We start from the raw sequence: 25,278 nt of genomic DNA, 5'->3' as shown, positions 1-25,278 counted from the left end.
CACCAGCACCATCAAGGCGCTGAGCAGCGACCAGATCGCCGCCCTGAGCAGCGATCAGATCGTGGCCCTGAGCTCGGCCCAGATCGCCGCCCTGGCCACCGCCCCGGGCAACCAGTTCGGCGGCTTCGCCACCGATGACATCCGTGCCCTGACCACTGCACAGGCGGCTGCGCTGACCAGCAGCCAGGTCCGCGGACTGAGCACGGATCAAGTCGCCTCGCTGGAGACCGACGACCTGCGCGCCATCAGCTCCGCCGCCATCAAGGCTCTGAGCACTGATCAGCTCGGCGCCCTGGGCTCCGACCAGATCGGTGCGCTGACCACGGCACAAGTCACCGCGCTGACGACGGCTCAGATCAAGAGCCTGGGCAGCGATGACCTCAATGCCCTGGTCTCTGACCAGATCAAGGTCCTGAGTTCGGCCCAGATCGCCGCCATCGGCACGGATCAGATCCGCACGATGACCACGGATGATTTCGGCAACATCAACACCGCCGCGCTGAAGGGGCTGACCTCTGCGCAGCTGAGCGCCCTGACCAGCGACCAGATCATCGGACTGTCCACCGATCAGGCGGCATCCCTGACATCGGCACAGATCGGCGGTCTGACCAGCGACCAGCTGATCAAGCTTGAGACCCAGGATCTGCGTGCATTGAGCACCTCGGTGATCAAGGCACTCAGCTCTGACCAGCTTGCGCAGCTGACTTCCGATCAACTGGGCGCGCTGACCACCGCCCAGGTCACAGCCCTGACCACCGCCCAGCTGCGCGCCCTGTCCAGCGATGACCTCAATGCCCTGGGCTCCGACCAGTTCAAGGTGCTCACCAGCGCCCAGGTCGGCGCACTGACGACGGACCAGGTCAAGACGCTGCAGACCGAAGACCTCGCAGCCATCAACACCGCGGCCCTGCGTGGCATGAACTCCGCCCAACTGGCCGCCCTGACGACGGACGAGATCGTGGCCCTGAGCACGGCCCAGGCCGCCGCACTGACCAGCGCCCAGGTCGCCGGCCTCACCAGCGACCAGATCGCCAAGATCGAGACGGACGATCTCCGCGCACTCAGCACCAGCACCATCAAGGCGCTGAGCAGCGACCAGATCGCCGCCCTGAGCAGCGATCAGATCGTGGCTCTGACCTCGGCCCAGATCGCGGCTCTTGCCACCACCCCGGGCAACCAGTTCGGTGGTATCTCGACCGACGAAATCAAGGCCCTGACCACCGCCCAGGCTGCAGCACTCACCAGTGCCCAGGTCAAGGGATTGAGCACCGAGCAGATCGCCGCACTGGAGACCGACGACCTTCGGGCCCTGAGCACCTCCGCAGTCAAGGCGCTGGGTACCGACCAGATCGGCGCCCTGGGCTCAGACCAGATCGGCGCCCTCACCACGGCCCAGGTGGCTGCGCTCACGAGCGCCCAGATCAAGGGCATGGTCAGCGATGACCTGAATGCGCTGAGCAGCGATCAGTTCGCCGTCCTGAGCTCTGCCCAGGTCTCGGCCCTGGGCACTGACCAGCTGCGCACCCTGCAGACCGAAGACTTCGCCGCGCTCAACACCTCCGCGCTGCGCAGCCTGAGTTCCGCACAGATCGCCGCACTGACGACGGACGAGGTGGTGGCGCTGACCACCGCCCAGGCCGCCGCACTGACCAGCAGCCAGATCGTGGGCTTCAGCAGCGATCAGTTGGCAACGATGGAGACCACGGACCTGCGTGCCATCAGCACCACGGCCCTGCGCGCCATCAGCACCGACGTGCTGGGAACGCTCAGCTCCGACCAGTTCGCCGCCCTGACCACGGCCCAGGTCAATGCGCTGACCAGCGCGCAGATCCGAGGCCTGGGCAGCGAGGATCTGGTGGCCTTCACCACCGACCAGTACGCAGCCATGACCTCGGCGCAAGTGGCGGCCATCGGCACCGACCAGTTCATGAAGCTGGCCACCGACGATCTCCAGGCCATCAGCAGCGCAGGTATCCGCGGCATCAGCAGCGCCCAGCTGGGTGCGATGGGCACCGACCAACTGGTCGCACTGACCACGTCGCAGTACAGCGGCCTGACCTCCAGTCAGATTGCCGGCCTGCAGACCGATCAGATCGCAGCGCTGGCCACGGATGACCTCCGCGCCCTGAGCACTTCGGCCCTGCGCAACTTCACGACGGATCAGTTCGTGGCGCTGACCTCCGACCAGGTGGCCGCACTGACGGCTACCCAGGTGGCGGCGCTGAGTTCGGCCCAGATCAATGCGATGGGCTCGGACGACTTCAATGCCATGGGTACTGCCCAGATGGCGGCCCTGACTTCGGTCCAAGTGCCAGGCATCAGCGTGGGCATGATCGCGGCGATGCAGACGGACGACCTGCGAGCCCTGAATGCCTTCGCGGTCCGCGCCTTGAGCAGTGACCAGCTGAACGCCCTGACCAGTGATCAGGTACCGACGCTGGGAGTGGTGCAGATCGCAGCGCTGACGACCACTCAGCTCAGCAAGTGGGAGACCGCTGACGTCCAGGCCTTGGCCTCGGACCAGGTGGCCGCACTGAGCGCTGCACAGGTTGGCGTGATGAGTTCCGAGCAGATCGTGACGTTCTCGTCGGATGACATTCGCGCCCTGAGCACCTCAGCCTTCCGCGCCCTGCAATCGGACGATATGGCCGCCTTCGGCTCGGATCAGATCGACGCCTTTACCAGCACGCAGATCGGCCTGCTGACCTCGGCACAGGTGAAGGGCATCGACAGCGCCGACATGGTCGCCTTCAGCAGCGATGACATCAAGCTGCTGTCGACCTCTGCCCTGCATGCGCTCTCGACGGAGCAGTTCTCGGCCCTCGGGACCGAGCACATCGCAGCGCTGACCACCTCCCAGGTGCTGGCGCTCACCACCGACCAGCTCGGCACCTTCAGCAGCGATGACATCAACGCGCTGAGCACGACGCAGATCGCGGCCTTCAGCTCTGCGCAGATCCATACACTGACGACGGAACAGTTCGCGCAGTTCGCCAGCGATGACATCAAGGCGCTGACCACTTCGCAGATTGCTGGCCTGACCACAGAACAGATCCACAGCCTGACGACGGAGCAGGTGCTGGGCCTGGAGTCGGAGGACATCGCCAAGCTGAACATGACCCAGTTCAGCGCGCTGACCACCGAGGCCATCCACGCGATGACGGGCTCGCAGCTTGACGCGCTGTGGCTGACCTCGCCCATCGTGCTGGACCTGGACGGCAACGGCGTCTCGACGACGGCTGCCGCCCAGGGCGTGAACTTCGACTTGAACGGCACGGGCAACGTCCAGAAGTGGGGCTGGGTGGGCGGCAATGACGGCCTGCTGGTCATGGACCGCAACGGCGACGGCCAGATCAACGACGGCAAGGAGCTGTTCGGCAGCGGCACCGTGATGGCGGACGGCAGCCGCGCGGTCAACGGCTACCAGGCCATGGCCGCGATGGACAGCAACCACGACGGCAAGCTGACGTCTACCGACGCCCAGTTCGGCCAGCTCAAGATCTGGGTGGACGCCAATCACGACGGCAAGTCTGATGCGGGCGAGCTGAAATCCATCGCGGACCTGGGCATCACCTCGCTGGACCTGCAGGCGCAGACCAGCACGGCGATGAACAACGGCAATCTGGTGGGTTTGGTCTCCGGCTACACGACCAGCGACGGCAAGACGCATGACATGGCCGACGTCTGGTTCGCCAAGGACACCGGCCAGGCCGGCAGTGGCGACGCCGGCACGGGCGAGGCGCAGACAGCCACGCATGAGCACGGCAAGTCCGGAGGCGAGCCCAAGTTGAGCCTGGGCGACGTTCTGGCCGGTCCTGCAGGCCACCTGCTCGGAGATGGCGTCACCCAGCCGGGCAGCCATGGCGTGCTGCACCACCAGTTGGTGCCGATGCGCAAGGCGCCTGGCGAGGACGACGAGCTGAACCGCATCGTGCCGCTGATCTGAGGCCGAAGCCCTCAGCAAAAGCCGCCCCCGCCTCAGGCCGGGGCGGCTTTTTCATGGACAGGCCCTGCAGACCGAAGACGGCACAGATGGCCATCAGGGTTAGTCTTGATGCCCATCAAGCCCCGCCTGGGCCGAGCATGGCAGCATGAACATCCTGATGCCCAACAAGTACACCGAGAAAGCCCTGCAGGAGTCGCGCCGATTCGGCGTCAAGCCCGTGCCGCCGCTGCGCCCCCTGGGCTGGCTGGCCCGCGGCTGGGCGGACATGACGCGCTGCCCCGGCCCCTCGCTACTGCACGGCCTGGTGCTCGCCCTGCTGGGCGCGCTGATCTTCCTGCTCGGCCGGGACCGCTTCTGGCTGCTCGCAGGGGCCTTCAGCGGTTTCCTGCTGGTGGCGCCCATCCTGGCCACCGGGCTGTATGCCATCAGCCGGGACATCGAGCTGAATCGGCAACCCGGGCTGCACACCGTCCTGAATGCCTGGCGGCCTCACGATGGACGGCTGGTGGTATTCGGCGTGCTGCTGGCCTTCGCAGGCACGGGCTGGGTCATGACCTCAGCCTCGCTGATCACCGGCTTCGCGGGCGTTCCCATCCTGAAGCCCCTGGATTTCCTGCGCCACGTGGTGCTGAACGAGCAAAGCCACCTCTTCGAGATCTGGCTGGCGCTGGGCGCCCTGCTGGCGGCCCCGGTCTTCGCCTCCACGGTCATCGCGGTGCCGCTGCTGCTGGACCGCCAGATCGGCGTGCTGGGCGCGGTCTTCACGAGCTGGCGCGTGGTGATGGAGTACCCGGCACCGGTGGCGCTGTGGGCTGTCCTTGTCATGAGCCTGACCCTGCTTGGCATGGCCACGCTGATGCTGGGGTTCATTGTGGTACTGCCCTGGCTGGGGCATGCCAGCTGGCATGCCTACCGTGACCTCGTCGATACCTCGGGCCTGACCCGCAACGATTAGAAGAGATGTTTGGCTATACCGAGGAACAGATCGCCCAGTTCGGGCTCAGCGTGGGCGTCACCGCCTTCATGCTGTACATGGTCTTCATCATCCTGCAGCTGGCGCGCGAGTCCAAGGCTGGCAAGTTCGGCACCTTCATCCTGCTGCTCGGCCTGGGCTTCGGACTGGTGGGTTTTGCTGCCAAGGGCCTGATCAAGTTCTTCCTGGCCGGCGTCGGCGAATGAGGCGCGCATGGGCGTGATCAGCACCAAGAGTTTCCGACACACTCTGTTCGACGACGCGCAGGCCCTGTTGACGGGCACGCTCTTCGTCGCACTCGGCGTCGCGCTGTTCAAGCAGGTGGGCATGCTGACGGGGGGCACCGTGGGCATCGCCTTCCTGCTGCACTACACCAGCGGCTGGCCCTTCGGCTTGCTGTTCTTCTGCATCAACCTGCCCTTCTACTGGTTGGCCTACCGGCGCATGGGCTTGGCCTTCACGCTCAAGACGGTGGCGGCGGTGACGCTCATGTCCACGCTCTCCGAGGCCCTGCCGCGCCTGGTGCAGTTCTCCCAGATCAACACCTGGTTTGCGGCGATTGCCGGTGGGCTGATGATTGGGGCAGGCATGCTGATCCTGTTCCGCCACCGTGCCAGCCTGGGCGGCCTCAACATCCTCGTGCTGTACCTGCAAGACAGCCGCGGCTGGCGTGCAGGCTATATGCAGGCGGCACTGGATGCGAGCATCCTGCTCCTCTCGATGGCTGTCGTGAGCCCGGAGCGCATCGGCTATTCCCTGGTAGGCATGGCGGCGATGAATGCGGCGCTGGCCATCAATCACCGGCCTGGGCGCTACATGGCGGTGTGAGCGCGAGCGGCTGGCTGGATCCTCGACAGGACAGGGCCGGCCATCCTGGGTATCACACCCAAGGGCACTGCAGCTTGCAAGAAAGACTGCAGCATTGACTGCAATGCGTACAAGGCAGGAGCCTCCCGGACTGCCGCCCCTCGGGACAGCAAACCCTGTCGGCCAGTTGCGCCCAGACCGCCGCGCCTGCGGCCTGGAATCCCATTTGCCCTGAGGCCGTCGCGCATTCCGCATGCAGGCGCAAGGCAGCGAGCAAGCCTCCAGGCCCTGCTTCCTGCTTCCTGCTTGAGGGATTCGACGCTCTGGCCGAGGAGTTTCCTCTGCTTTCCGAGGAAACGAATCGATCTCCAACACCGGCACCTTGGAGGCCCTTGCTGACAGGTGCCTGCGCCCTGACTGACATCCGTGGAATCTCATCGTGCCCCAGGTTGATGCGCACCTTCGCAGCATGCAGGCGTCAGGGCGGCCGGTCCCTCGAGGTCCGGTCAGCGCATGGAAGGCTCCGGGGCTTCATCAGCTCATCCTGTGAAGGTCACACCATGAATCGCCTCAGCATCCTGTTCCGCCTACGGGGCGGAATACCCGGAAGGTGGCGGAGCAGCCGGGCGCTCCTGTTTTCCGCCCTGGTCGCTGTCCTGCTGTCCTTGGGCCTTTCTCAATCCGCACAGGCCGGCCTCGTGCGCTACACCGTGAGTGGCGTCTTTGACACTGGCAGCCTATCGGGCAAGCACTATCTCGAAACCTTTGTCTTCGATGATGCAGGCCGGCCCTTGGTTCTAGGCAGCACGCCCTGGACGACACCCCTGCTGGACTTCCAACTGGAAGTCGAATCGCACACAAAAGTCTGGTCCCTGGACGACTGGCCGCTGGAGCACTTCTTCTCTCTGTGGCTGGATGCGGGCGGATTCACGAACAGCCAAGCCCACGTCTCCACGCCGGGCCCACGGGGCCATCCACCAGCCTATGCAGACTTCTTTGACGACGGCGCGCCCCATTCCCGGACCTATCACGTGAAATGGTATGACTGGGACGTGTGGAACACCCGGCAGACAGACTCGACGGACGTGGATCCCCAGGTCGTCATCACGCAGGTACCGGAGCCCGGCTCCCTGGCATTGGTCCTGCTGGCCCTCCTGCTGGTCGGTGGCCAGCTCATCGGGCGGGCAAAGAAGAAGCTCCACGGTCATGGACAAAATGCCGACGAGTCCGGAGCGGCAGAATCCAAGCAAGCCTAGAGTAGCGGGCTGTACCAGCGCAGCTCCAGCAGTTTGCGAGCCATGGCATGCGTCAGCCCCTCAGGCGCCACAAGGTCATAGAGCAGGTCGAAGTGGTTGTAGCCAGGCACTTCCTCAAGCAGGGGCACGGCCTGCGTGCCCCACGCCTGCTGGATCAGCCGGCACTGGCGCTTGAACTCGTCGCTTTCCGCGCCCCCCACCACGGTGTACAGCGGTGAATCGGGCGGTGCGTGATGCACAGGGCTCAGCCGATGGGCACTCTCCTCATCCAGGCGGAGGTCCGGCTGAAGAAAGGGCGTGTGCACCAGCGGACTCAGGTCGTGCACCCCGGAGATGGACAGCGCCCCCTTGACCAGTTGCCGCGGCAAGTCCGGCGCCAGGCTTTTCCAGTCAAAACAGCTCAGGAGCGCAGCCAGATGACCCCCTGCTGAGTGACCTGCCAGCACGATCTGGTTGGGATCGCCGCCGTAGTCAGCGATATGGCGCCAGACCCAGGCCAGGGCTTCGGCCAGTTGCAGGGGGATGCGCTCCATGCTGACTGACGGACAGAGGTCGTAGCCCGGAATAACGACCACTGCCCCTTCGCTGGTGAAGCCGGGGGCGATGAAGGACACGTCCTCCTTGCTCAGCGCCCGCCAGTAGCCGCCGTGGATGAAAACCAGCACGGGTGCCTTGGACACGCTGTCGCTGAACACATCAAGGCGCTGCCGCGATCCTGCGCCATAAGGCAGGTCCAGCTGACAGCGGGCCTGCTCCCGCACAAGGACGGAGGCTTCGGACCAGCGCCGCAGGATGGCCTCGGCATCCGGAACCCGGCGGCGGTTGTTGTACTGGGCTTCGAGCCATTCGGCGCTATGCGCGCTATGGGCGCTGAGTTCGGACATGACGGCTCCCGGGCGCTCGGCCCCAGGCTCGGTGGCGGTAGCCCGCAGTTTCGCTCAGTTCCCATATCGACTCGCAGGTGTCATATGGGATGGCTATACTTTTCGCGTCGTGGGGGGGTAGCTCAGCTGGGAGAGCGTCGCGTTCGCAATGCGAAGGTCGGGAGTTCGATCCTCCTCCTCTCCACCACATGATGAGAACACCTGCTGAAGCCTTTGCACTAGCGGCATGACCTGAGCAGGATTTGCAGGGCCAATACAGCAGGTCTCTGCTTAGAAAAGGTTCGTCCATTGTCCCGGCTCAATCACTCGACCTGCAAATGTCAGCGGGCCCGCTGATTTGTCGCCGAAGACCCGCATCGCAATCAGCTGGCCATATCGCTGCGGCGCGCCTGCCGGGGAAGTCAGCCACTTGCTCTCAGTAGGGTCCCATATCTTTAACTCCCCCTGAGCCGGCAGCGCACAAGCCTCGTGGTAACAGACCTTATCGCCGATCCAGGCTGCGTGCCCCAAGGATGACTCCCATGTGTTCCGCCATACAGCGATCGCCTCCTGTGGATATTGGAGGGCGAGTTGCACCGGCAGTGCGGTTTGACCCCGGGCGCGAAACAACTCCGTCGCTAGGGCTGCCAGTGAGCCGCAGTCAAGGTCATCTACAAGTGGAAGTTGGCACCAATATATCGGCCAGCTATGCGGCGCCCATCCATATTGACGCCGCAACCATAGCGGAGGATCAAAGCTGCCGGAACTGAAGGAATTAGCGCGATCAAGGGCAAATAGCCATCGCGACGCTCTATTGCAGCAATCCGCTCGATGATGGGAAATACTTGAAGGCTCAGACAAGTATGAAGTTATCCTGGCAAGGTCACGTTGATCAATCACGGGTTTCACCCTTCGCGAATGGCCAAGCCATACTGGAGTTATATGCTCCAGCACCATGGAAGACTAGCTTGTCGCCCCGCTCCGGGAATGCAGGAAAAGAAATACCAGCGGCCAAAATGTCAGTCTCCATACAAATAGAACCAAGAACCCGGCTTTTGCCACCCGAAAGCACGCCGACCAGCTCTGCTCCGCGATAATGTTCAATTCTATGGGCGTAGTACTGGGTCATTGGAAGATCCGCTATTGAACAGTCAACCAGCACATCCATAGAATCAAGACCCGCGTTGTCGCGCACCTCAATAACGTTTGCCACAAATTTAGCCAAATTCGAAGAAACTGCCTTTCCTGGCTCAAATATTAATTCGACCGACGCCCCAAGCTTCATCACGGAAGGAGCGACTCGCTCCATCAGAAGAGGCAGAAAGACGTCGACAAAGTCTTCGGAATGCCAGCCGCCTCCGATATCAATAGCTGATACTGGAACGTCAGTCTCCTGAGATATAGTCTTCGCCCAATTCATCAGTTCTTCAAAACAGTCAATCCAGAGAGCAGGCCCAATCTGATCAGCCGGCAGATGCATATGGGCAGCAAAGCTGCCATTCGCACCAAGCATTGCAATGGCATCCAATGTCGCGCTATAGGCATGATAATCAGCCATGTCAATGCCAAATCTTGACGCAACCTTGCTTGGACGGATTCTGATGCCAACGGACTTTCGCGCGGCGGATTGGGTAAGTTTTGACAAAGAAATGACTGAGTCAGCAAATGCGTAGCGCACCGGTTTGTCATTTTCAATGACAAAACTGGCGGCTACCGGGCCGTTGGCGATTAATTGGCTTGGCCCATAGCCCTGGAGACGTGCCCAAGACAGCTCTTCTGCACTAATGGCCTCGGCATACCACCCTCTGGACAAGTAGGCTTGAGCCAAAAATCCCTGAGGATCGGTCTTGATGCTAAGAGCGGGCGTTACCTTGATTCGATTTGACAGCGCACCAACAGCTTGGTCCAAGGCCATGAGAGAGGAATCAATTGATTCCTGACTTGAGTTTCGAATTCGAGCTCCAGTAGCAAGCCCCCCTCCGAGCATCCAAGATCTGTCGCCTTGTCTGCGGGGCTTCCTGAACGGCGATTCGCGTTGCTCTCGGCGCTTTTCAACAAGCGCAGGCTGAAAGGACGGGTGCTTTTGCGTGACCGCTACAGCCCCCCCTGAATTTTCGACCGGTGGAATACGGGAATCGAGGCGGACGGGCAACTCAACAACAACTCGGGTGAACTGACCTCCAAAGGGGACTGGATCATAATATTCCTCACGCGCAACTGCTGCAATCAGGCGCCCCGGCAGATTCAGCCCGCAGATGGTTACACCATGTATGTAAGCTGGAAACCGAGGGTTGACGTCAATCAACCAGTCCTTTCCAAGACGATCTCTGATGAACTCAACTTCGCAGCCTCCCGTCCATGATGTCCGCCGGGCGAATGCTGCAATCCTCTCAACTATTTCCTGGGAGGGCATTGAGACTTCCGCCGCCCATGTCTTACCTGCTGATGTTTGGCTCCGCTTTTCCACTTCGGAGACACCCAATAGCTCCCCATTGAAGGCCGCAAAGGTATATGAACGTTCAAGTCCTTGTATCCCACGCTGCAGGAAGATATCCTCGATGGGCCAACTTTCCTGCATTTGGGCAAGGCGTAGAATCATTTCCCTATGACTTGACGCGGCGTAGGCCTCATGAAACTTTCCCTTCACCCACACACGCCAGCCTGATCGTCTGGCAAGACTGTGCAGATCGACTTGCGACGCCATGGCTGGGACGAATTCTGGTATCTGCATTCCCAGCTCATCCGCGCACGATATTGTTGGCTTCTGTATTTGATCGAGCGCTGCCGCACCTGGAGTCAGGACATTCGCTGGAAATTTCTGAAGCGTCGAGAGCCAATCAATTTCGGCGTCCAAGCCAGAAATATAGAGGGCCTGCATTCCACTCAATTGCTCCGCTATGTATTTTTGATGCGCATCAAGCGACATCTCTGACCATGCGGGCATGACTTGTATCTCGTCAAAGACGGGATCGTGGATGCCGCTACTTCGCAGTGAGTAATCCTTGGCGATCAGCCGGAGTTGCGGGTATGCCTGCTTTATTGATTTGGCGATGCCTAACCCGGGTGATGGGTCTGGGCCACTGTGTACGCCAGAGATAACTACCGTATTAAACGTGTGAAGCATGTTGTGCAGGCCGGAGGCAGCAGCAAGAGGGATGGAAGCATGGAGTCGAAAGCGTCCCGCAGCGGATAACACCGACACTGCCTGCAGAACAGGATGGCTCAATGCACTCGCACCCAGTTGCCGCGACAGTAGATTTGGGGTGCTTGAGGTGCTGCGCCGTAGTGCCAACAGGCCGCGGAAGCGATGGTCCAGCGACACAGGGGGCACGTTGGTCGGCCGGATTGACGTATGGCACCGAGGCAATCCGTGCGATAAGGAGGCTCGGCGGCGCATCAAGTGTTCGTCGCTGCACAATCCCTCCCTTACGCTGCGCTCGTTGTGACGCCTGGACAGCCGTTGAGCGTAGTTTAGCCGTTAGCTGAGTTCGCCAGGTATTCGCGAGGCTTGCCAAGTCAAGCTGCCTTCCGGGCACCCAGGTCCAGCCTCGATGAACGCCATCAAGCAGATCTCAGCTTCCATCGCGATGGATTCCGAGACAACGCCTCGCCAGCCAGGGGGACCACGCGCCAGCATTGCTGCAAACAGCGGTGGCCACGCAATGTGGCAGGTGATTCACCCCATGGACGAGAACAGGATGCCACACACGCCGCGCAGCGCGCAGTAGCACCGGACAGCCGCGCAAGCAGGCAGCACTGAGTTGCCGCCCCCTTTTGCGCCGCTAGCCGGAGGGGGCTGGCGCAGCGGCCAGTTGCGCCAGCATGCGGTCGAGCAGCAAGGCCATCTCACTCGGGCTGTCCAGGTAGTAGCGCGCCCTGGAATGCCAACTGGTGCGGCCGACCTTGATGGTCAACCAGTGGGCGGGCGCACGCTGGAACACCGGCTCGTCATTGACGTCGTCACCAATGAAGACAGCCGAGGCAGATCCCTCGCGAGCCATCACGGCATGAACGGCGTCAGCCTTGTCGGGCGCCCGGGCGGCCACGATGTTGTAGACCAGCTTGCCCCCGAACACATGCAGGGCTGGACCCGCCGTCTTGAGGATCTCCTCCAGCCTGCGCTGGGCCCGCTCGCGCTCGCGTGCCCTGCGGAAGTGCAGGGCAATGGAGCTGCGCTTGTCCTCGATGTGCACGTCGAGGTCCTGCAGCTCCGTGCGAAAGGGCTGCAGCCACTCACGCGCCGACGCCATGGCACTCACCCACATCGGTGAGGCATCCAGCAGCTCGCTCTCGGCCCCGTGGCTTCCGACGATGTACTTTGGGGTGAAGTCCAATCGCTTGCGTACATCGGCAAGCTCACGGCCGGTCACGATGGCCACGGGCAGTCGCTGCGAGAGGAGGCGCAGGCGGCTGACGACCCCAGAGGGCATGCGAGCCATGTCCGGCATCGTCACGATGGGGGCCAGGGTGCCGTCGAAGTCGAAGGCCAGCAGCGGCTGCAGCGCCATAGTCATGGCCAGAGCCTGCTCCCCTTGCAGACTGAAGATGTGGGGCTTCATGGCCCCCCCTCACCGCGGACCCAGGCGCCGAACACGCGCCTCCACCCGCGCTCGAAGGCGCCAGCGTCCGGCGTCGGCCAGCATGCGTGCCGCCCAGCGAAAGACGTTGAACTCCCGCACCGTGCTGCGCAGGCTCACCATGCGTTCGCGCTGCTCGGCGGCGGGCATGGTCGCGGCACGCTGCAGGGCGTCGGCCGTCTCCTCGACGTGGTAGGGGTTGACGATCAGGGCTTCGGTCATCTCTCGCGCAGCCCCGGCAAAGCGACTCAGCACCAGCACACCCTGCTGGTCGTCTCGGGCAGCTACGAACTCCTTGCAAACCAGATTCATGCCGTCGTGAAGGCTGGTCACCACGCAGATGTCGGCAGCGCGAAACAACTCATTCACCGCATCCGGCTCATGGTGCTGCGCGAGCAGGTGCACGGGCCGGTAGCCTGGCCTGCCGAAGCGTGCATTGATGCGTTCAGTCACGCGCTCCACGTGGTCCTGGAAGCTGCGGTACTCGTCCAGGGAAGAGCGGGTGGGCGCGGCCACCTGCACGAAGACAAAGCGGCCTATCCATTGCGGCGCCTTCTCCAGCAGGCGCTCCACCGCGTTGAGCCGCTCCAGGATGCCCTTGGTGTAGTCAAAGCGGTCCACGCCGACGGCAAGGCAGAGGTCCGAAGGCAGGCCCAGGCGGTCCACGACCCGCTGCCTGCACTGGGCCACGCTGGGCCAGGCAGCCGTCCGGGCTTCATCGGGCCATTCGATGGAGATGGGGTAGCTCTCCACCAGCGTCTCCTTGTCCTGGACACTGATGGTCGAGTATTCGGCCTCGATGCGGGCCTCGAGGAAGCGGTCCACCGTCTCCATGAAGTTCCTGCAATGGAAGCGGGTGTGGAAGCCCAGAATGGTGCTGCCCAGCATGCCCTGCAGAATCTCCTTGTGCCAGGGACAGATGCCAAAGGATTCTGGGTTGGGCCAGGGAATGTGCCAGAAGGTCAGCACAGTGGCCTGCGGCAGCTTGGCACGGATCATCGCGGGCAGCAGGGCGAAGTGGTAGTCCTGTACCAGGACCACGGGATCCTCACCGCGCGCCTCGGCCACGACTGCATCGGCAAAACGCTGATTCACCTGCCGGTAGGCTTCCCAATCCGACTCGCGAAAGACCGGGCGCACATGCGCCACATGGCACAGCGGCCAGAGCCCTTCATTGGCGAAGCCATAGTAGTAGCCCTGTTCTTCCTCGGGTGTCAGCCAGATGCGACGAAGCAGGTAGTCCTCCATGCCAGGCGGCACAGCGACACGGTCATTGCCATCCACGGACTCAAGGTCTGCACTGCCGCTGCCATGAGCAATCCAGGTGCCCGAGCAGGCCCGCATCACAGGCTCGACTGCGGTCACCAGGCCGCTGGCGGGCCGGCGCACGACAATGCCCTCGGGGCAGTGCTCGTGGAGATAGGGTTCACGGTTGGACACCACAATGACCTGGTCTCCGCGCAACTGGGTCTGGAGCAGACTGCGCAGATGCTCGCCGGTCCATTCGAGCGGTGGCCCCTGCATGCGCCGGTACTCATCCTCGAGGTCGCGCAAGCTGTTCCTCAGTTCATCGACAAAGGGCGCCAGCTCTGGAGGCGGGAGCAAGGGGCTGACCAGGCCTTCGCCCCGCATGATGGCGCGGGCACCCTTGACCCAGCCGCGCCAGCTCAGCTGTGCGACGCTGACGGTGATGAGGGCAATGACAAAGCCCAGGCTGGCAATGAAGCCTATGAGGTAGCGTCGGGTGTCCTGGCTGCGCTTCTCGATGAAGCTCATGTCATGCAGCACTACCAGCCGACCGACGAGTTCGGATGCAGGGCTGGTCGGTACCTTCTCCATGGCGGACGGCACGCGGCCTTCGGTGGCCAAGGCCGCGCCCGAGCCTGCCCAATCACTGGCACCGGGAGCGCCAAGCCAGGGCGCCCCTGTCGGGTCCGGTGACGGCCGCGTCACGACGTGAATGCCGACATGCACGGCCCCGCCCGCCAGCTTCAGCCGCGGATCCGTGCGGTTGGCGATCGCCAGGCTGCGGGCGCAGCTGAGGCCATCCGGGAAGGATCGGGTCGCGTGCAGCAGAACGCCGTTGGCATCGCAAGCCGCGATCGCGAAAAGGCGCTCGTCCTGGACCGCTCGGTCAAGAAGGGTTGCCAGGCGATCGGCACGGGGCTCCAGCAGTGCTTCGGCCACGGCATCGGACAGTGCATTGACCATCAAGGCGCCACGGCTATTGAGGTCCCGCGAAAACCATCGCAGCGTAACCTGATCAAGCAATGGAAGCGCGATGTAGGCCGCCCCCACCAGCGCGACCGCAAGCGGAAGCAGGAAGCGCAGCTGAAGTCGAAGTGTCTTCATTCCTGGATCCCGGCATGCGCCCCGAGCACTGAAGCTGGGCCGGCTGCGATGCCTGCCTTCTTGTACCAAGATTGCGCAGCAGACACGCGCTTCATGGGTTTCGATCGGCAACAAGAGGTCTCCGCATGCAGGCACACCCATCGCTGCAAGCCCCTCCGGCATCACTGGACCTGGCACTCATCGGCAACGGTCAGATCAGTGCGCTGGTTGATGCGCGAGCGCACATCGTCTGGTGCTGCATGCCGCGGTTCGACAGCACGCCGGTATTCGATGCGCTGATGCACTCAGAGAGCGGCATCGGCTCGGAGGGTGTCTTCAGCGTGGAGATCGAACACCTGGCTCGCTCCACGCAGCACTACGAGCCAGGCACGGCCATCGTTCGCACCGAGCTGTGGGATGAGCAGGGCCAGGGCATCGAGGTGGTGGACTTCGCACCGCGCTTCATCACCCGCGACCGCCCCTACCGCCCTGCGCAACTGGTGCGGCGCGTCCGCCCGCTGGCCGGGCATCCGCGGGTGCGATTTCGCGTGACACCGCGTGGCGACTGGGGCCTCACGGCGCCCACCCTCACCCGAGGCAGCCACCACCTGCGCTACATCCTGCCCGATCTGGTCCTGCGCCTGACCAGCAATGTGCCGCAGACCTATCTGGTGGACCAGAGCTGGTTCTCACTGCACAAGCCCGTCAGCCTGCTGCTGGGGCCGGACGAGACGCTGGATGCCGGCATCGAGGAAACCGCCCGCAGCTTCGAAGAGCAGACCTCGCTCTACTGGCGTCACTGGACACACCGCCTGGCATTGCCGCTGGAATGGCAGGAGGCGGTGATCCGGGCCGCCATCACGCTCAAGCTCTGTCAGTTCGAGGAGACCGGTGCCATCGTGGCCGCCATGACTACGAGCATTCCCGAGGCGCCCGACAGCGGTCGCAACTGGGACTACCGCTACTGCTGGATCCGCGATGCCTTCTTCGTGGTGCGCGCGCTCAACAGCCTGTCCGAGGTGGGCACCATGGAGGGCTATCTCAACTGGCTCTACAACGTCATCCGCAGCGCGCGCGACGGCCATGTCCAGCCTCTGTACGGCATCGGGCTGGAGGCGGAACTGCCCGAGTCCGTGGTGGAGGGTGTCTGCGGGTACCGGGGCATGGGGCCCGTGCGCATCGGTAACCAGGCCTATGAGCACTTCCAGCACGATGTCTATGGCAGTGTCGTGCTCGGCGCTGCGCAGGCTTTCCATGACCTGCGCCTGTTCAGGCAGCCTGACGCCAAGGATTTCGAGGCGCTGGAGTCCATGGGCGAGCAGGCCTGGCTGCTGCACGAACGACCCGATGCGGGCATCTGGGAGCTGCGCACGCGGGCGCGCATCCACACCTCCTCAGCCTTGATGTGCTGGGCCGCCTGCGACCGCCTGGCTCATGTGGCGCAGCGGCTGGCCAGCCCGGAGCGCGCAGCCCTGTGGCGCATGCGCGCCAACACCATCCAGGCCAAGATCCTGGCACGTTCCTGGAGCGACAAGCGCCAGGCCTTTGTCGAAAGCTTCGAGGGGTCCGACCTGGACGCCAGCGTGCTGCTGATGGGCGAGGTGGGATTTCTGAACCCGCAGGACCCACGCTTCATCAGCACGGTGCAGGCCCTGGAAGCCACGCTCAGCGACGGCTATTTCATGCGGCGCTATGAAGGGCGCGACGACTTCGGCTTTCCCGAGACTGCCTTCAACGTCTGCACCTTCTGGCACATCGATGCACTGGCGCGTACCGGCCGGCGCGCACAGGCCCGCGAGCACTTCGAGGCCATGCTGGCTCGCCGCACGCCCCTGGGCCTGCTCAGCGAAGACCTGGCACCTGCCACGGGCGAACTATGGGGCAACTTTCCGCAGACCTATTCCATGGTGGGAATCATCCACAGCGCAGTGCGCCTCTCAGTTCCCTGGGACACCCGCATCTGAGCCCAGGGCAGTTCCCGGGCAAGAGTTGCTGCTGCGTCGGCCAGGTCAGGGCTTCTGGAAGCCGTATCGGGCCAGGATCGCCTGGCCTGCCGGCGACAGCAGGTAGTCGATGAACCGCCGCGCCGTCTCGACGTTGGAAGAGCCGGCCACCACCGCAACGGGGTAGCTGATGGGCGTTGGCGTCGGTACCACGGCGGCGATCCGGACTTTGTCCTGCTGGATGGCCGCGTCGGTGGCATAGACGAAGCCAGCGTCCACCTCGGCCCTGGCCACATAGTCCAGGGCCTGGCGCACATTGCTGGCATACACGGCCTTGGTCGCCACGGCCGGCCACAGCTGCGCGGCCACCAAGGCGGACTTGGCATAGCGACCCGCAGGCACGCCCTCGGGCTTGCCCAGCGCCATGCGCTGGACGTCCGCGCGCTGCAGGTCCGGCAGGGCTTTGATGACCACCGAGCCTGTACTGGGCACGATCAGCACGAGACGATTGCCGGCGAAGTTGCGCCGCGTGCCAGAGACCAGCACCTTCTGCGTCTCTGCACGGTCCATGGTCTCCTGGTCTGCCGACGCCAACAGATCCACGGGGGCGCCCTTGCTGATCTGCGCCAGCAGGGCATCCGAGGCACCGATGTTCAGCAGCACCCGGGTACCGGGATGGTCTGCCTCAAAGGCCACCGCAATGTCCTTGAAGGCATTGCCCAGGCTGGACGCCGCGGAGACCGTGAGTTCGGCCGCCAAGGCCGGCAACGAGCCCAGCAGCAGGCCGCCGAGCGCGGCCCTGAGGATGAGGGGGTGCGGGTGGAACTTCAAGGGCGGGGTCCTGGCAACTGCACGCGATATCGTGAACCGAGCGAAATATACACCCATGCATAACGACCTCCCCTCCCCGCAGGAACGGCAATCGCTCAGGCATTGATCGCCTGAGCGGCAAGCCCAGCGCCGCCCGGCGCCGTGGCCGCACGGTGGGGCCGCCACTTCTGCCTTGCAAGGCGCCTTGCACGGTGCCAGGCACGGGCGCGGCGAGCGGCGAGCGGCGAGCGGCTCAATGCTCACCGTGCCCGCCATGGCCTCCCTTCGCACCTGGCTTGCGGGCGCGCCACTCAGCCTCGGACGACGACTGCCGAGCCATGGCCGCCCCACCCGCCGACGATGACCGCGCCGCCTCGGGCAGGCCCGTGGTCCACTCGCGCGCCACGGTGCCCGGCGGGTGCTGGTACCAGCCCGGATCGCTGTAGTCGCCTGGCTTCTGACCCTTGCGCACCTTGAGGATGGAGAACATGCCACCCATCTCAACGCCACCGAAGGGGCCTTCGCCCGTCATCATCGGCAAGGTGTTGTCCGGCAGCGGCATCTGCATGGTGCCCATCTCGGCCATGCCGCGCTCGCCCATAGCCATGTAGTCAGGCACCAGGCGGGTGATCTTCTCGACCAGGTCCTGCTGCTGCACGCCAATCATGGTGGGCACCTGATGACCCATGGCATTCATGGTGTGGTGGCTTTTGTGGCAGTGGAAGGCCCAGTCGCCCTCCTCATCCGCGAGGAACTCGACCTGGCGCATCTGGCCCACTGCCACATCCGTCGTGACCTCCGGCCAGCGGCCGGCCTTGGGCGTGGGGCCACCATCCGTGCCGGTGACGGTGAACTCATGGCCATGCACATGAATCGGGTGGTTGGTCATCGTGAGGTTGCCCACGCGGATGCGCACCTTGTCGTTCTTGCGAACATTGAGCGTGTCAATGCCAGGGAAGACGCGGCTGTTCCAGCACCAGAGGTTGAAGTCCAGCATGGTCATGATGCGCGGTGTGGCGGAGCCGGGATCGATGTCGAAGGCATTGAGCAGGAAGCAGAAGTCGCGGTCCACCTCCTCGATCAGCGGATGCCTGCCCTTGGGATGCGTGATCCACAAGCCCATCATGCCCATGGCCATCTGCGTCATCTCGTCGGCATGCGGGTGGTACATGAAGCTGCCGGGGCGGCGTGCCTCGAACTCGTAGACATAAGTCTGGCCCGGCTGGATGGCTTTCTGCGTCAGGCCGGAGACACCGTCCATGCCATTGGGCAGGCGCTGGCCATGCCAGTGGATGCTGGTGTGCTCGGGCAGGCGGTTGGTGACGAAGACGCGCACACGGTCACCCTCGACCACCTCGATGGTGGGGCCGGGCGACTGGCCGTTGTAGCCCCACAGCCTGGCCTTCATCCCAGGCGCCAACTCGCGCAGCACTGGCTCGGCCACCAGGTGGAATTCCTTGACGCCCTGGTTCATGCGGAATGGCAGGGTCCAGCCGTTGAGTGTCACCACCGGACGGTAGGGCCGGCCGGCGGAGGGCTGCAGGGGCGGCATGGTGTCGGGGCGGGTCTGCTGCACGACCTCGGGCAGCGCGGCCAGGGCCACACGGCTGACGGAGGCAGCGGATGCGGCCGCCGTCAGGACACCTGCGCCTCGGAAGAAATTGCGTCGGGAGAACATGGGCGATCCTTTCAGTGCGCGGCGCCGCGGGCCGTGCTCGCGGCGGCGGGGCTTTCCAGTGACGTGGGGCCTGGGCGGCCGACCATGGCCATCTCCAGGTCCGCATGAGCGATCCAGAAGTCGCGCAAGGCCTCGATGGAGGCGCTGACGGTACCGATCTGGGCGCGGGCATCGGCCAGCAGCTCGAAGACCCCGATGAACATGCCGTTGTAGCGCAGCAGTTGCTCCTCGGACACGCGCCGCGCCAGGGGCAACAGCTCGTCGCGGTAATGACGGGCGACCTCATGGGCACTGCGGTAGCCCTGGTAGGCTTCACGCAACTCGGAGCGTGCCTCGATCACGGCCTGCGCGGCTTGATGCGCGTCCTGAAGGTAGCGCGCCTCGGCACGGGCCACCCTCGCATCGCCCCAGTCAAAGAGCGGAATTTCGAAGCCGATTTCGAAGCCGGTCTGCCGCGGGGCCTCGCTGGCGCTGTTGTGCTTGAGGTCCAGCTCCAGCACGTTCACGAAGCGCGTGGCTTTGTCCAGCCCCAAGGCACGAGCACTGGCTTCCATTCGTGCCCTGGCAGCCTGCAGGTCCAGGCGGCTGTGCAGGGCCTGTCGCTCGATGTCAGGCCGCGCCTCCACCTGAGCCGGCAGCTCGGGCAGCCGGGGCGGCAGCTGCAGGACTGCCGTGCTGTCCACGCCCAGGAGACGAGCCAGGCGCTCACGCGCGCGAGTGCGCGCAAGGTCCGCCTGCAGGGTGGCAAGCCTGGCCTCGGCGAGGAACCCCTGCTCCCGCGCCTGATCCAGGGCGCTCCAGTTGCCGGCCTGCTGCATGCGACGCGCCAGTTCGGCCCCGGCCTGCGCGGCGTCGCGGGCATCCTGGCGATAGACCGCGGTCTGCTCGGCGGCCACGGCCTGGTAGAAGGCCTTGCGGGTGTCCATCGCCAGCGTCAGCATCTGCAGCGCAAGCTCGCGCTGGACGGCGGTCTGGCGCTGCTCCTGCTGCTGGCGACGCAGGGGCAGGCTGATCAGGGCGCCAAGGTCCAAGCCCAGCGTGCGCTCGATCTCGCGCTCATCACCCCGCTGGAGGCGTCCCAGGCGGAAGGCAGGATTGGGCAGGCGGCTGGCCTGCACCCGCTCGGCCTCCGCGATGCTCAGGGCCTGCAGGCCGGCCTGCAGGCCGCGGTTGTTCAGCAGGGCGATCTGCACCGCCGCATCCGCGCTCAGCGGCTGCTTCAGCAGCTCGGCCACGCGCAGGGCCAGGCGATCCTGGTCCTCGGGCGTGCGTGCCGACTGCAGTTCGGCCTTGAGTTGCTGCCTCGCGGTGGACTGCAGCGCCGCCATGCCGCCATCGGGGCTCAGGCTGGCGCAAGCGCTCAGCAGCAGTGGGCCCAATGCCAGGAAAAGGCGTCGGCGGGCGGCCATAGAAATGGTGTCGTGCATGGGCACCTCGGTGATGATGGTTCGGGCCATGAATGTGAGGGAGAGGCGGTCAGCCAGCCCTGCGGCTGGCTGCCGCTGATGAGGCGTGATCGATCGTAGTCCCGGCCTGCGGCGTCGTCCCGAGCCACGCAGCGGTGCTGGCATGGCACCGAGCGCTCAGGGGCAGGCGCGCTAACGGGCGCGGCTAGGGCGAGACAAGCGCGTGCAGCGGCGAGGCGAGCGCAAGACAGAGAAGCCCGCGCGCCCGCACCTCAGCGCATCGAGGACCTCGGCGGCCGCTCCAGGGTATCCAGCCACACATGAACCAAGGCCACACGGGCCACGGCTGCCACGGGAAGCTCCTCGGGCATCAGGGGCAAAGGGGGGGCAGTGGGCAGGAGTGCGACCGCATGACAGCAGGCGGCGCAGGAGCTGCAGCCGCTGCAGGCGCCATGCCGTGGGGCGTCGGTCGCCACATCGCCCTGTTCGGCATCGCAGTGGCTGTCATGCGCCTCAGCCAGGCCCTCATGAAGCGGGCGGGCCTGAAGATGGACACCGAACACAGGGTGCGGGGCTTGAGCGGACGGCAGCGCCGGGGCACCCATGCAAGCCGCCAGGCGCTGGGCGGCATGGCCCTGCAGAGGCAAGGCCAGGGCCAGCATCCATGCCAATGCAATCCGCCAGACAGTACTCATGCTCGACGTGCAACAAGAAAAAAGGGGGCGCTGCCACGGTCACCGCGGCAAGCGCGGCGACGCTTGCACACTGTGAGGCTTCCCCCCATGGGAAGGTCAAGCCTCAGGCTTTGGCGTACCAGGCCCGCACCCCGGCGTGATCGCGCACGGCGTCATGCACACCCATCAGGCGGGGAAAGGCCGCGAAGACGTCGGCCGGAATGTGATCCACCTTGCCACCCAGGAACCAGCGCACGGCCATGTGCAGCTTGAGGTCCACCACGCTCAGCTGCTCCCCCCCGAAAAAGGGCCGGGACAGGATGTTGCGCTCGGCCGCGGCAGCCCATTGAGGCAGGAATTCCGCCACGAGTGCCTCACGCACGCGCCGCTTCTCCTGGGCCTCCATGCGGATGGTGGGCCCCACCGCCGCCCGCAGGTCCTCCACATGGGACATCATGGCTTCGTGGCGGGCGGCCTCGAAGTCGTCCTGGGGATGCAGGCCATGCCGGCGGCCGATCAGCACCAGGATGGCATTGGTCTGGGCCAGGGGAGCACGGCCCGGGATCTCCAGGATGGGCATGGCGCCATAGGGTGCCGCGGGCTTGTGGGCTGGCCAGTCCGCAGAGGGGATGCGCCGATCCTCGAAATCCACCCCTGCAAGGTGCAGGGCCAGGCGGCATTCCTCGCCGCGGCTGACCGGGGCGTCGAAGTAAATCAGTGTGGGCTTGCTCATGGACGGGCAGCCTAGCATGGTCAGGCGCCACGCGCAGGCGCCGGGAATTGGATGCGGGGCCCTCCGGCCCGGCGCCTCCATCCCTGATCCGTGACACAAGCCTTGTCTTCGCCACCGCCCTGCTCCGCCGTCATCGGCACTTCACGCAGGACTGCTTAGATGCTGGCGTATCCATTGGCTTACATGCGCCGTCCATGCAGGGTCTGCCTCAGCTTCCACTCTCGCCCTTTCACCAGTCGGAACCGCAGCGCCAGGTGACGCCCCCGTCTGCCCTGCCCTCGCTGCCTGCCCGGTCCACCGCCCTGCAGTGTGCAGCGGCGCCGGGGCCGACAGCCCGCGTCACGTTCTTCCTGCTTCCTTTGGGCCGCGAACAGATCCCCGTCTGGGTCTTCGTGCCCGCGCACCTGGCGCAGGGCATCGCGGCCCTGGTGCTTCATCTGGGCGAGCAGGGCCTGCAGGTTTTCACACCGCCGGGCGTGGACTGGGGCACAGGACCCATGCGCCTGCACCTGCTCGAGGCTGCCCAGGGCAGCCATGCCACACACCCGCAAAGCGTTCGGGTACAACGGCTGTGGCGGCGCACCATCTCCCACAGCGGGGACCTCCATGGCTTGGTCTTCCTGGAAGCGGAGGGCCCTGCCGAGACAACTCTGCGCCACCACCATCCGGAGCCCTTGGCCCGCAACTGGATGCGTTGCGTGCTGGAGCGCCTCCCGGCCCAGGGCCAACAGCCTGCCGATGCAGGAGCACCGCTGATCACTCTGCGATGAGGGCCGAAGTGTCGAGTCCCCCGAGCTGTCCGGCCTAGTGACGAGCCTTCTATGACGAGCCTTCCACGACAGGCCTTCTCACGCTGCACGGCCTGATCGGCCTGGCCCGGCAGACGGTCCACTTCCTTGCGGCCGCCAAGGCGGGAAGCCGGAGCACGAACCCGTCGCCGCCCACACGCACCACCCTGTCGTGAGCCCGCATCCTCTGCCGGAGCCGCGTGGCAACGGTCTGCAGCGCTTGCCTCCCGCGGCATGCTCCTGGCTGTCGTTGACCTCCTTGAAGCCGTCCAGGTCGAAGAACGACACTGCCAAAACTTCTGAGTCCTCTGGCTGAGATGCACCCGCTGACGCAGCCGGTCCATCAGCAGCAGCCTGGCGTAGCAAGGTCGAGATTGACCTGGATGCCCCGGTTCCTGGACTCAGCCTTGACGAGCGTATTGCTGCGTGACCTCGTCCATGAGCTGCAGGATGCGCTCGCTGGTGGTGAACACCTCGCTGAGCGAGCGGGTGTCAGTGTTGCCCGGCTTGAGCGCGCGCAGCGCGGCATCAAAGAAGACGTACTGCTGATCCACCAGTTCCAACTCGCCTCGCAGCGCCTGGCCGGTCTCGGGTGCGGCCTTGAGGCTGGCCTGGGCGAGGACGAATTCCTCGCGGGCCTGGCCCAGCTGTTTGACCAGCCCCTCGCTCTGCACGCCCCATGCGGCTCCGAGATAGGTCGAGGCCATGCGCTGGCTGAGCATGCGCTGCCGCCCCGCCAGATTGACCAGCCGCCCGACGGTCTTGCCGGAGGCCTGCTCCAGAAGACCGGCGCCTTGCTGCGCCTGCGCCAGCACCTGCGTGGCAGCGGCGAGCACCGCCTCGGCGCCCTTGGGACTGGGACGATCACCGATCAGCAGCAGCTTGTAGGCGCTCCAACTGCCGTCCATCTGTTCGTAGACCTTGGCGACGGCGGGACTGTGGGCGAAAGCCCGCAACTCCACCAGATGCCGGTCGAACAGGGCCATGGAGTCGGACAGCACCTTCTCTGCCTGCTCGGAGCGGACCTTCTGTCCCAGCGCCATATAGGCCTTGGCACAGCGCTGGCTCAGCATGCGAAGGCGGCCGGCCTTGTTGATGGAGTCGGGCAGGTCCCGGACTTCGGCATGGGCATGGCCTGCCAACCACAGGGCAGGCACCCACAGAAGACACTGACGGCGGCGCATGAACTCCATCGCGAGACTCCCTGCCTCTGCTTGTCGAAGGACTCAGTCTAGGCACAGGCGAGCCGGGAATCCTTGATGCAGTTTGTCTTTTCGGGAGCCATGCGCAGGGCGACCAGGCAACGACCTGCGGGACGCCAACGCGCTGGGAGCCTGGTCAGGCCATGGGAAATCCGGCCACGTCAGCGCAGTGCCGCGTTGAGCTGGTCCACCAGCTCCGCCCAGTCGGCATCGGCCCGCAGCTCCTCGCGCAACAGCGCGGCCTGCGCTGCATTCCAGCAGGGAGCGTCCTCCAGGCGCAGCGTGTCCGGCAAGGGCGAATGGTTCAGGAGGAATGCCTCGATGCTGGCCGCGTCATTGGCCAGGCCCAGCTGGGCGAAGAGATCGGAAAATCGGTGCACGGGGGCTTGCATGGGCGGCTCCGGGAATTGGCCAGCCCAGAGCTTAGCGGCATCCAGCGCCCTGTCCCGCATCGCAGATCAGCAACGGCTTGCTGCAGCCCTGTCCTCGCAGCGGGGCCTGGCCTTCTGGCGCAGCAGGTCCGGAGCGAGGATCTGCAACTCGTAGCCCGCGCCGCTGATGCACTGTTCCTCCTCGAGCTGGCGCAGGCAGCGTGAGAAGGTTTCCGGAGTGATCGCCAGCTGCGAGGCCACGTACTTCTTGCGTTGGATGAAGCGCACGGTACTGCCTTGCCGGCGCCACATGTCCAGCAGCCATTCCGACACGCGCCCCAGCGCATCCAGGCTCTCGCGGCGAACAGCCTGGCGGGTCTGCTGCAGCTGCAGCTCAGCCAGTGCATCCACCACGGATTCCATGGCGGCGCGCCAGGCGGCCGGGTCCTCGACTGCCCATGCGTCGATCTGGCTGCGACTCATGCCCACGGCCAACACGTCCACCGCAGCCACGGCGCGCAAGTTATGCGCCTCGCGCAACCAGCAGGCTGCGCAGCCCATCCACTCGCCCGCCTCGGCCAGACGGAACTGGCGCCATTCGCCCTGGCTGTCGTGGTGCCCCAGACAGACACTGCCCTCCAGCAGCAGCCACATGGTCTCGCAGTGCTCGCCCTGCTCGAACAGCGGCTGACCGGCCGGCACTCGGCGCCATTGGCCGGCCTCGATGAGCACTTCACGCAGCGGCGCAGCCACGCGTTCGGAAATATGGGGCTGAGCCATCGCGGCGGCACGCCGGCGATGCGTCCTTTCCAGGGCGCCCTCGGGTGCTGGCGCCGCCGTCGATGCGTAGTCGATCGATCCCATGCGGGTCTCCTCGGAGTCGTGCCACTGAATCGTGCACAAGCCGCACTTTGCGGCGC

The 25,278-nt window shown here is 64.8% G+C and carries 20 protein-coding genes and 1 tRNA gene; 8 read left to right on the top strand and 13 right to left on the bottom strand.

Annotation, left to right across the window (positions count from 1 at the left end):
* The 5 genes from ACS5PK_RS07415 to ACS5PK_RS07395 all read left to right on the top strand — a co-directional run.
* Window positions 1-3,946: heme utilization protein (locus ACS5PK_RS07415; protein WP_439439587.1), on the top strand; the 3,946-nt coding region annotated here is incomplete at its 5' end.
* A gap of 145 nt (window positions 3,947-4,091) precedes the next feature.
* The gene (locus ACS5PK_RS07410) at window positions 4,092-4,901 is read left to right on the top strand and encodes a DUF2189 domain-containing protein (protein WP_439439586.1); all 810 of its coding nucleotides are present in this window, start codon (window positions 4,092-4,094) and stop codon (window positions 4,899-4,901) included.
* 5 nt (window positions 4,902-4,906) lie between these two features.
* Window positions 4,907-5,125, top strand: coding sequence for a DUF2788 domain-containing protein (locus ACS5PK_RS07405; RefSeq protein WP_183102927.1), 219 nt, complete (start codon window positions 4,907-4,909; stop codon window positions 5,123-5,125).
* A 7-nt stretch (window positions 5,126-5,132) separates the two neighbouring features.
* Window positions 5,133-5,747: a YitT family protein gene (locus ACS5PK_RS07400; protein ID WP_439439585.1), complete on the top strand. Its 615-nt coding sequence runs from the start codon at window positions 5,133-5,135 to the stop codon at window positions 5,745-5,747.
* 539 nt (window positions 5,748-6,286) lie between these two features.
* Window positions 6,287-6,982, top strand: coding sequence for a PEP-CTERM sorting domain-containing protein (locus tag ACS5PK_RS07395; RefSeq protein WP_439439584.1), 696 nt, complete (start codon window positions 6,287-6,289; stop codon window positions 6,980-6,982).
* Here the strand turns inward: ACS5PK_RS07395 and ACS5PK_RS07390 are convergent.
* The gene (locus tag ACS5PK_RS07390; RefSeq protein ID WP_439439583.1) at window positions 6,979-7,866 is read right to left on the bottom strand and encodes an alpha/beta hydrolase; all 888 of its coding nucleotides are present in this window, start codon (window positions 7,864-7,866) and stop codon (window positions 6,979-6,981) included. The genes ACS5PK_RS07395 and ACS5PK_RS07390 overlap by 4 nt on opposite strands.
* A 111-nt stretch (window positions 7,867-7,977) precedes the next feature.
* On the opposite strand from ACS5PK_RS07390, the gene ACS5PK_RS07385 reads away from it, so the two are divergent.
* Window positions 7,978-8,053: transfer RNA gene (locus ACS5PK_RS07385), tRNA-Ala, on the top strand.
* A gap of 684 nt (window positions 8,054-8,737) precedes the next feature.
* Here the strand turns inward: ACS5PK_RS07385 and ACS5PK_RS07380 are convergent.
* The 3 genes from ACS5PK_RS07380 to ACS5PK_RS07370 form a co-directional block, all read right to left on the bottom strand.
* A complete protein-coding gene (locus ACS5PK_RS07380) occupies window positions 8,738-11,167 on the bottom strand; it encodes a hypothetical protein (RefSeq protein WP_439439582.1) in 2,430 nt (809 codons plus the stop codon).
* Between the two features lie 460 nt (window positions 11,168-11,627).
* Window positions 11,628-12,404: a trehalose-phosphatase gene (otsB, locus tag ACS5PK_RS07375; protein WP_439439581.1), complete on the bottom strand. Its 777-nt coding sequence runs from the start codon at window positions 12,402-12,404 to the stop codon at window positions 11,628-11,630.
* A gap of 9 nt (window positions 12,405-12,413) precedes the next feature.
* Entirely contained in the window at window positions 12,414-14,774 is a 2,361-nt protein-coding gene (locus ACS5PK_RS07370; protein ID WP_439439580.1) for an alpha,alpha-trehalose-phosphate synthase (UDP-forming), read from the bottom strand.
* 125 nt (window positions 14,775-14,899) lie between these two features.
* Here ACS5PK_RS07370 and ACS5PK_RS07365 point away from each other — a divergent pair, with 125 nt between their 5' ends.
* On the top strand, window positions 14,900-16,717 hold the full coding sequence (locus ACS5PK_RS07365) for a glycoside hydrolase family 15 protein (protein ID WP_439439579.1): 1,818 nt from the start codon (window positions 14,900-14,902) through the stop codon (window positions 16,715-16,717).
* Between the two features lie 45 nt (window positions 16,718-16,762).
* Here ACS5PK_RS07365 and modA read toward each other — a convergent pair whose 3' ends face one another.
* The 5 genes from modA to ACS5PK_RS07340 form a co-directional block, all read right to left on the bottom strand.
* Window positions 16,763-17,527, bottom strand: coding sequence for a molybdate ABC transporter substrate-binding protein (gene modA, locus ACS5PK_RS07360; protein ID WP_439439578.1), 765 nt, complete (start codon window positions 17,525-17,527; stop codon window positions 16,763-16,765).
* 232 nt (window positions 17,528-17,759) lie between these two features.
* Window positions 17,760-19,184, bottom strand: coding sequence for a multicopper oxidase family protein (locus tag ACS5PK_RS07355; RefSeq protein WP_439439577.1), 1,425 nt, complete (start codon window positions 19,182-19,184; stop codon window positions 17,760-17,762).
* Between the two features lie 11 nt (window positions 19,185-19,195).
* Window positions 19,196-20,641 carry a TolC family protein gene (locus tag ACS5PK_RS07350; RefSeq protein ID WP_439439576.1) on the bottom strand — a complete coding sequence of 482 codons (1,446 nt, stop codon included), beginning with the start codon at window positions 20,639-20,641 and terminating at the stop codon, window positions 19,196-19,198.
* 221 nt (window positions 20,642-20,862) lie between these two features.
* Window positions 20,863-21,285, bottom strand: a complete 423-nt coding sequence (locus tag ACS5PK_RS07345; RefSeq protein WP_439439575.1) for a hypothetical protein — start codon at window positions 21,283-21,285, stop codon at window positions 20,863-20,865.
* Window positions 21,286-21,388: 103 nt separating this feature from the next.
* Entirely contained in the window at window positions 21,389-21,997 is a 609-nt protein-coding gene (locus tag ACS5PK_RS07340) for a glutathione S-transferase family protein (protein WP_439439574.1), read from the bottom strand.
* Between the two features lie 194 nt (window positions 21,998-22,191).
* Here ACS5PK_RS07340 and ACS5PK_RS07335 point away from each other — a divergent pair, with 194 nt between their 5' ends.
* Window positions 22,192-22,767: a hypothetical protein gene (locus ACS5PK_RS07335; RefSeq protein WP_439439573.1), complete on the top strand. Its 576-nt coding sequence runs from the start codon at window positions 22,192-22,194 to the stop codon at window positions 22,765-22,767.
* Between the two features lie 49 nt (window positions 22,768-22,816).
* Here the strand turns inward: ACS5PK_RS07335 and ACS5PK_RS07330 are convergent, their stop codons facing one another.
* The 4 genes from ACS5PK_RS07330 to ACS5PK_RS07315 form a co-directional block, all read right to left on the bottom strand.
* Window positions 22,817-23,104 (bottom strand): diguanylate cyclase domain-containing protein, encoded by a 288-nt coding sequence (locus ACS5PK_RS07330; protein ID WP_439439601.1) that lies wholly within the window; start codon window positions 23,102-23,104, stop codon window positions 22,817-22,819.
* A gap of 82 nt (window positions 23,105-23,186) precedes the next feature.
* Complete coding sequence (locus ACS5PK_RS07325) at window positions 23,187-23,969, bottom strand: type IV pili methyl-accepting chemotaxis transducer N-terminal domain-containing protein (protein ID WP_439439572.1); 783 nt, start codon at window positions 23,967-23,969, stop codon at window positions 23,187-23,189.
* A gap of 179 nt (window positions 23,970-24,148) precedes the next feature.
* Window positions 24,149-24,379: a DUF2789 domain-containing protein gene (locus ACS5PK_RS07320; RefSeq protein ID WP_439439571.1), complete on the bottom strand. Its 231-nt coding sequence runs from the start codon at window positions 24,377-24,379 to the stop codon at window positions 24,149-24,151.
* Between the two features lie 66 nt (window positions 24,380-24,445).
* A complete protein-coding gene (locus ACS5PK_RS07315; protein ID WP_439439570.1) occupies window positions 24,446-25,222 on the bottom strand; it encodes a Crp/Fnr family transcriptional regulator in 777 nt (258 codons plus the stop codon).
* Window positions 25,223-25,278: the final 56 nt, after the last annotated feature.

Source organism: Roseateles sp. DB2, from assembly GCF_051857535.1.
In the GTDB taxonomy this organism is placed as follows: domain Bacteria; phylum Pseudomonadota; class Gammaproteobacteria; order Burkholderiales; family Burkholderiaceae_C; genus Roseateles_B.
Note: the sequence above shows the minus strand (reverse complement) of the source record. Positions and strands in the feature narration are given on the sequence as shown.

Excerpts from the sequence above, each read along its gene's own strand:
- ACS5PK_RS07320 (WP_439439571.1), bottom strand. The coding sequence starts at position 24,379 with ATGCAAGCCCCCGTGCACCGATTTTCCGATCTCTTCGCCCAGCTGGGC.
- ACS5PK_RS07315 (WP_439439570.1), bottom strand. The coding sequence starts at position 25,222 with ATGGGATCGATCGACTACGCATCGACGGCGGCGCCAGCACCCGAGGGC.
- ACS5PK_RS07405 (WP_183102927.1), top strand. The coding sequence starts at position 4,907 with ATGTTTGGCTATACCGAGGAACAGATCGCCCAGTTCGGGCTCAGCGTG.
- ACS5PK_RS07400 (WP_439439585.1), top strand. The coding sequence starts at position 5,133 with ATGGGCGTGATCAGCACCAAGAGTTTCCGACACACTCTGTTCGACGAC.
- ACS5PK_RS07395 (WP_439439584.1), top strand. The coding sequence starts at position 6,287 with ATGAATCGCCTCAGCATCCTGTTCCGCCTACGGGGCGGAATACCCGGA.
- ACS5PK_RS07350 (WP_439439576.1), bottom strand. The coding sequence starts at position 20,641 with ATGGCCCGAACCATCATCACCGAGGTGCCCATGCACGACACCATTTCT.
- ACS5PK_RS07345 (WP_439439575.1), bottom strand. The coding sequence starts at position 21,285 with ATGAGTACTGTCTGGCGGATTGCATTGGCATGGATGCTGGCCCTGGCC.
- ACS5PK_RS07325 (WP_439439572.1), bottom strand. The coding sequence starts at position 23,969 with ATGCGCCGCCGTCAGTGTCTTCTGTGGGTGCCTGCCCTGTGGTTGGCA.
- ACS5PK_RS07370 (WP_439439580.1), bottom strand. The coding sequence starts at position 14,774 with ATGAAGACACTTCGACTTCAGCTGCGCTTCCTGCTTCCGCTTGCGGTC.
- otsB (WP_439439581.1), bottom strand. The coding sequence starts at position 12,404 with ATGAAGCCCCACATCTTCAGTCTGCAAGGGGAGCAGGCTCTGGCCATG.
- ACS5PK_RS07410 (WP_439439586.1), top strand. The coding sequence starts at position 4,092 with ATGAACATCCTGATGCCCAACAAGTACACCGAGAAAGCCCTGCAGGAG.
- ACS5PK_RS07335 (WP_439439573.1), top strand. The coding sequence starts at position 22,192 with ATGCAGGGTCTGCCTCAGCTTCCACTCTCGCCCTTTCACCAGTCGGAA.
- ACS5PK_RS07390 (WP_439439583.1), bottom strand. The coding sequence starts at position 7,866 with ATGTCCGAACTCAGCGCCCATAGCGCGCATAGCGCCGAATGGCTCGAA.
- ACS5PK_RS07355 (WP_439439577.1), bottom strand. The coding sequence starts at position 19,184 with ATGTTCTCCCGACGCAATTTCTTCCGAGGCGCAGGTGTCCTGACGGCG.
- ACS5PK_RS07365 (WP_439439579.1), top strand. The coding sequence starts at position 14,900 with ATGCAGGCACACCCATCGCTGCAAGCCCCTCCGGCATCACTGGACCTG.
- ACS5PK_RS07340 (WP_439439574.1), bottom strand. The coding sequence starts at position 21,997 with ATGAGCAAGCCCACACTGATTTACTTCGACGCCCCGGTCAGCCGCGGC.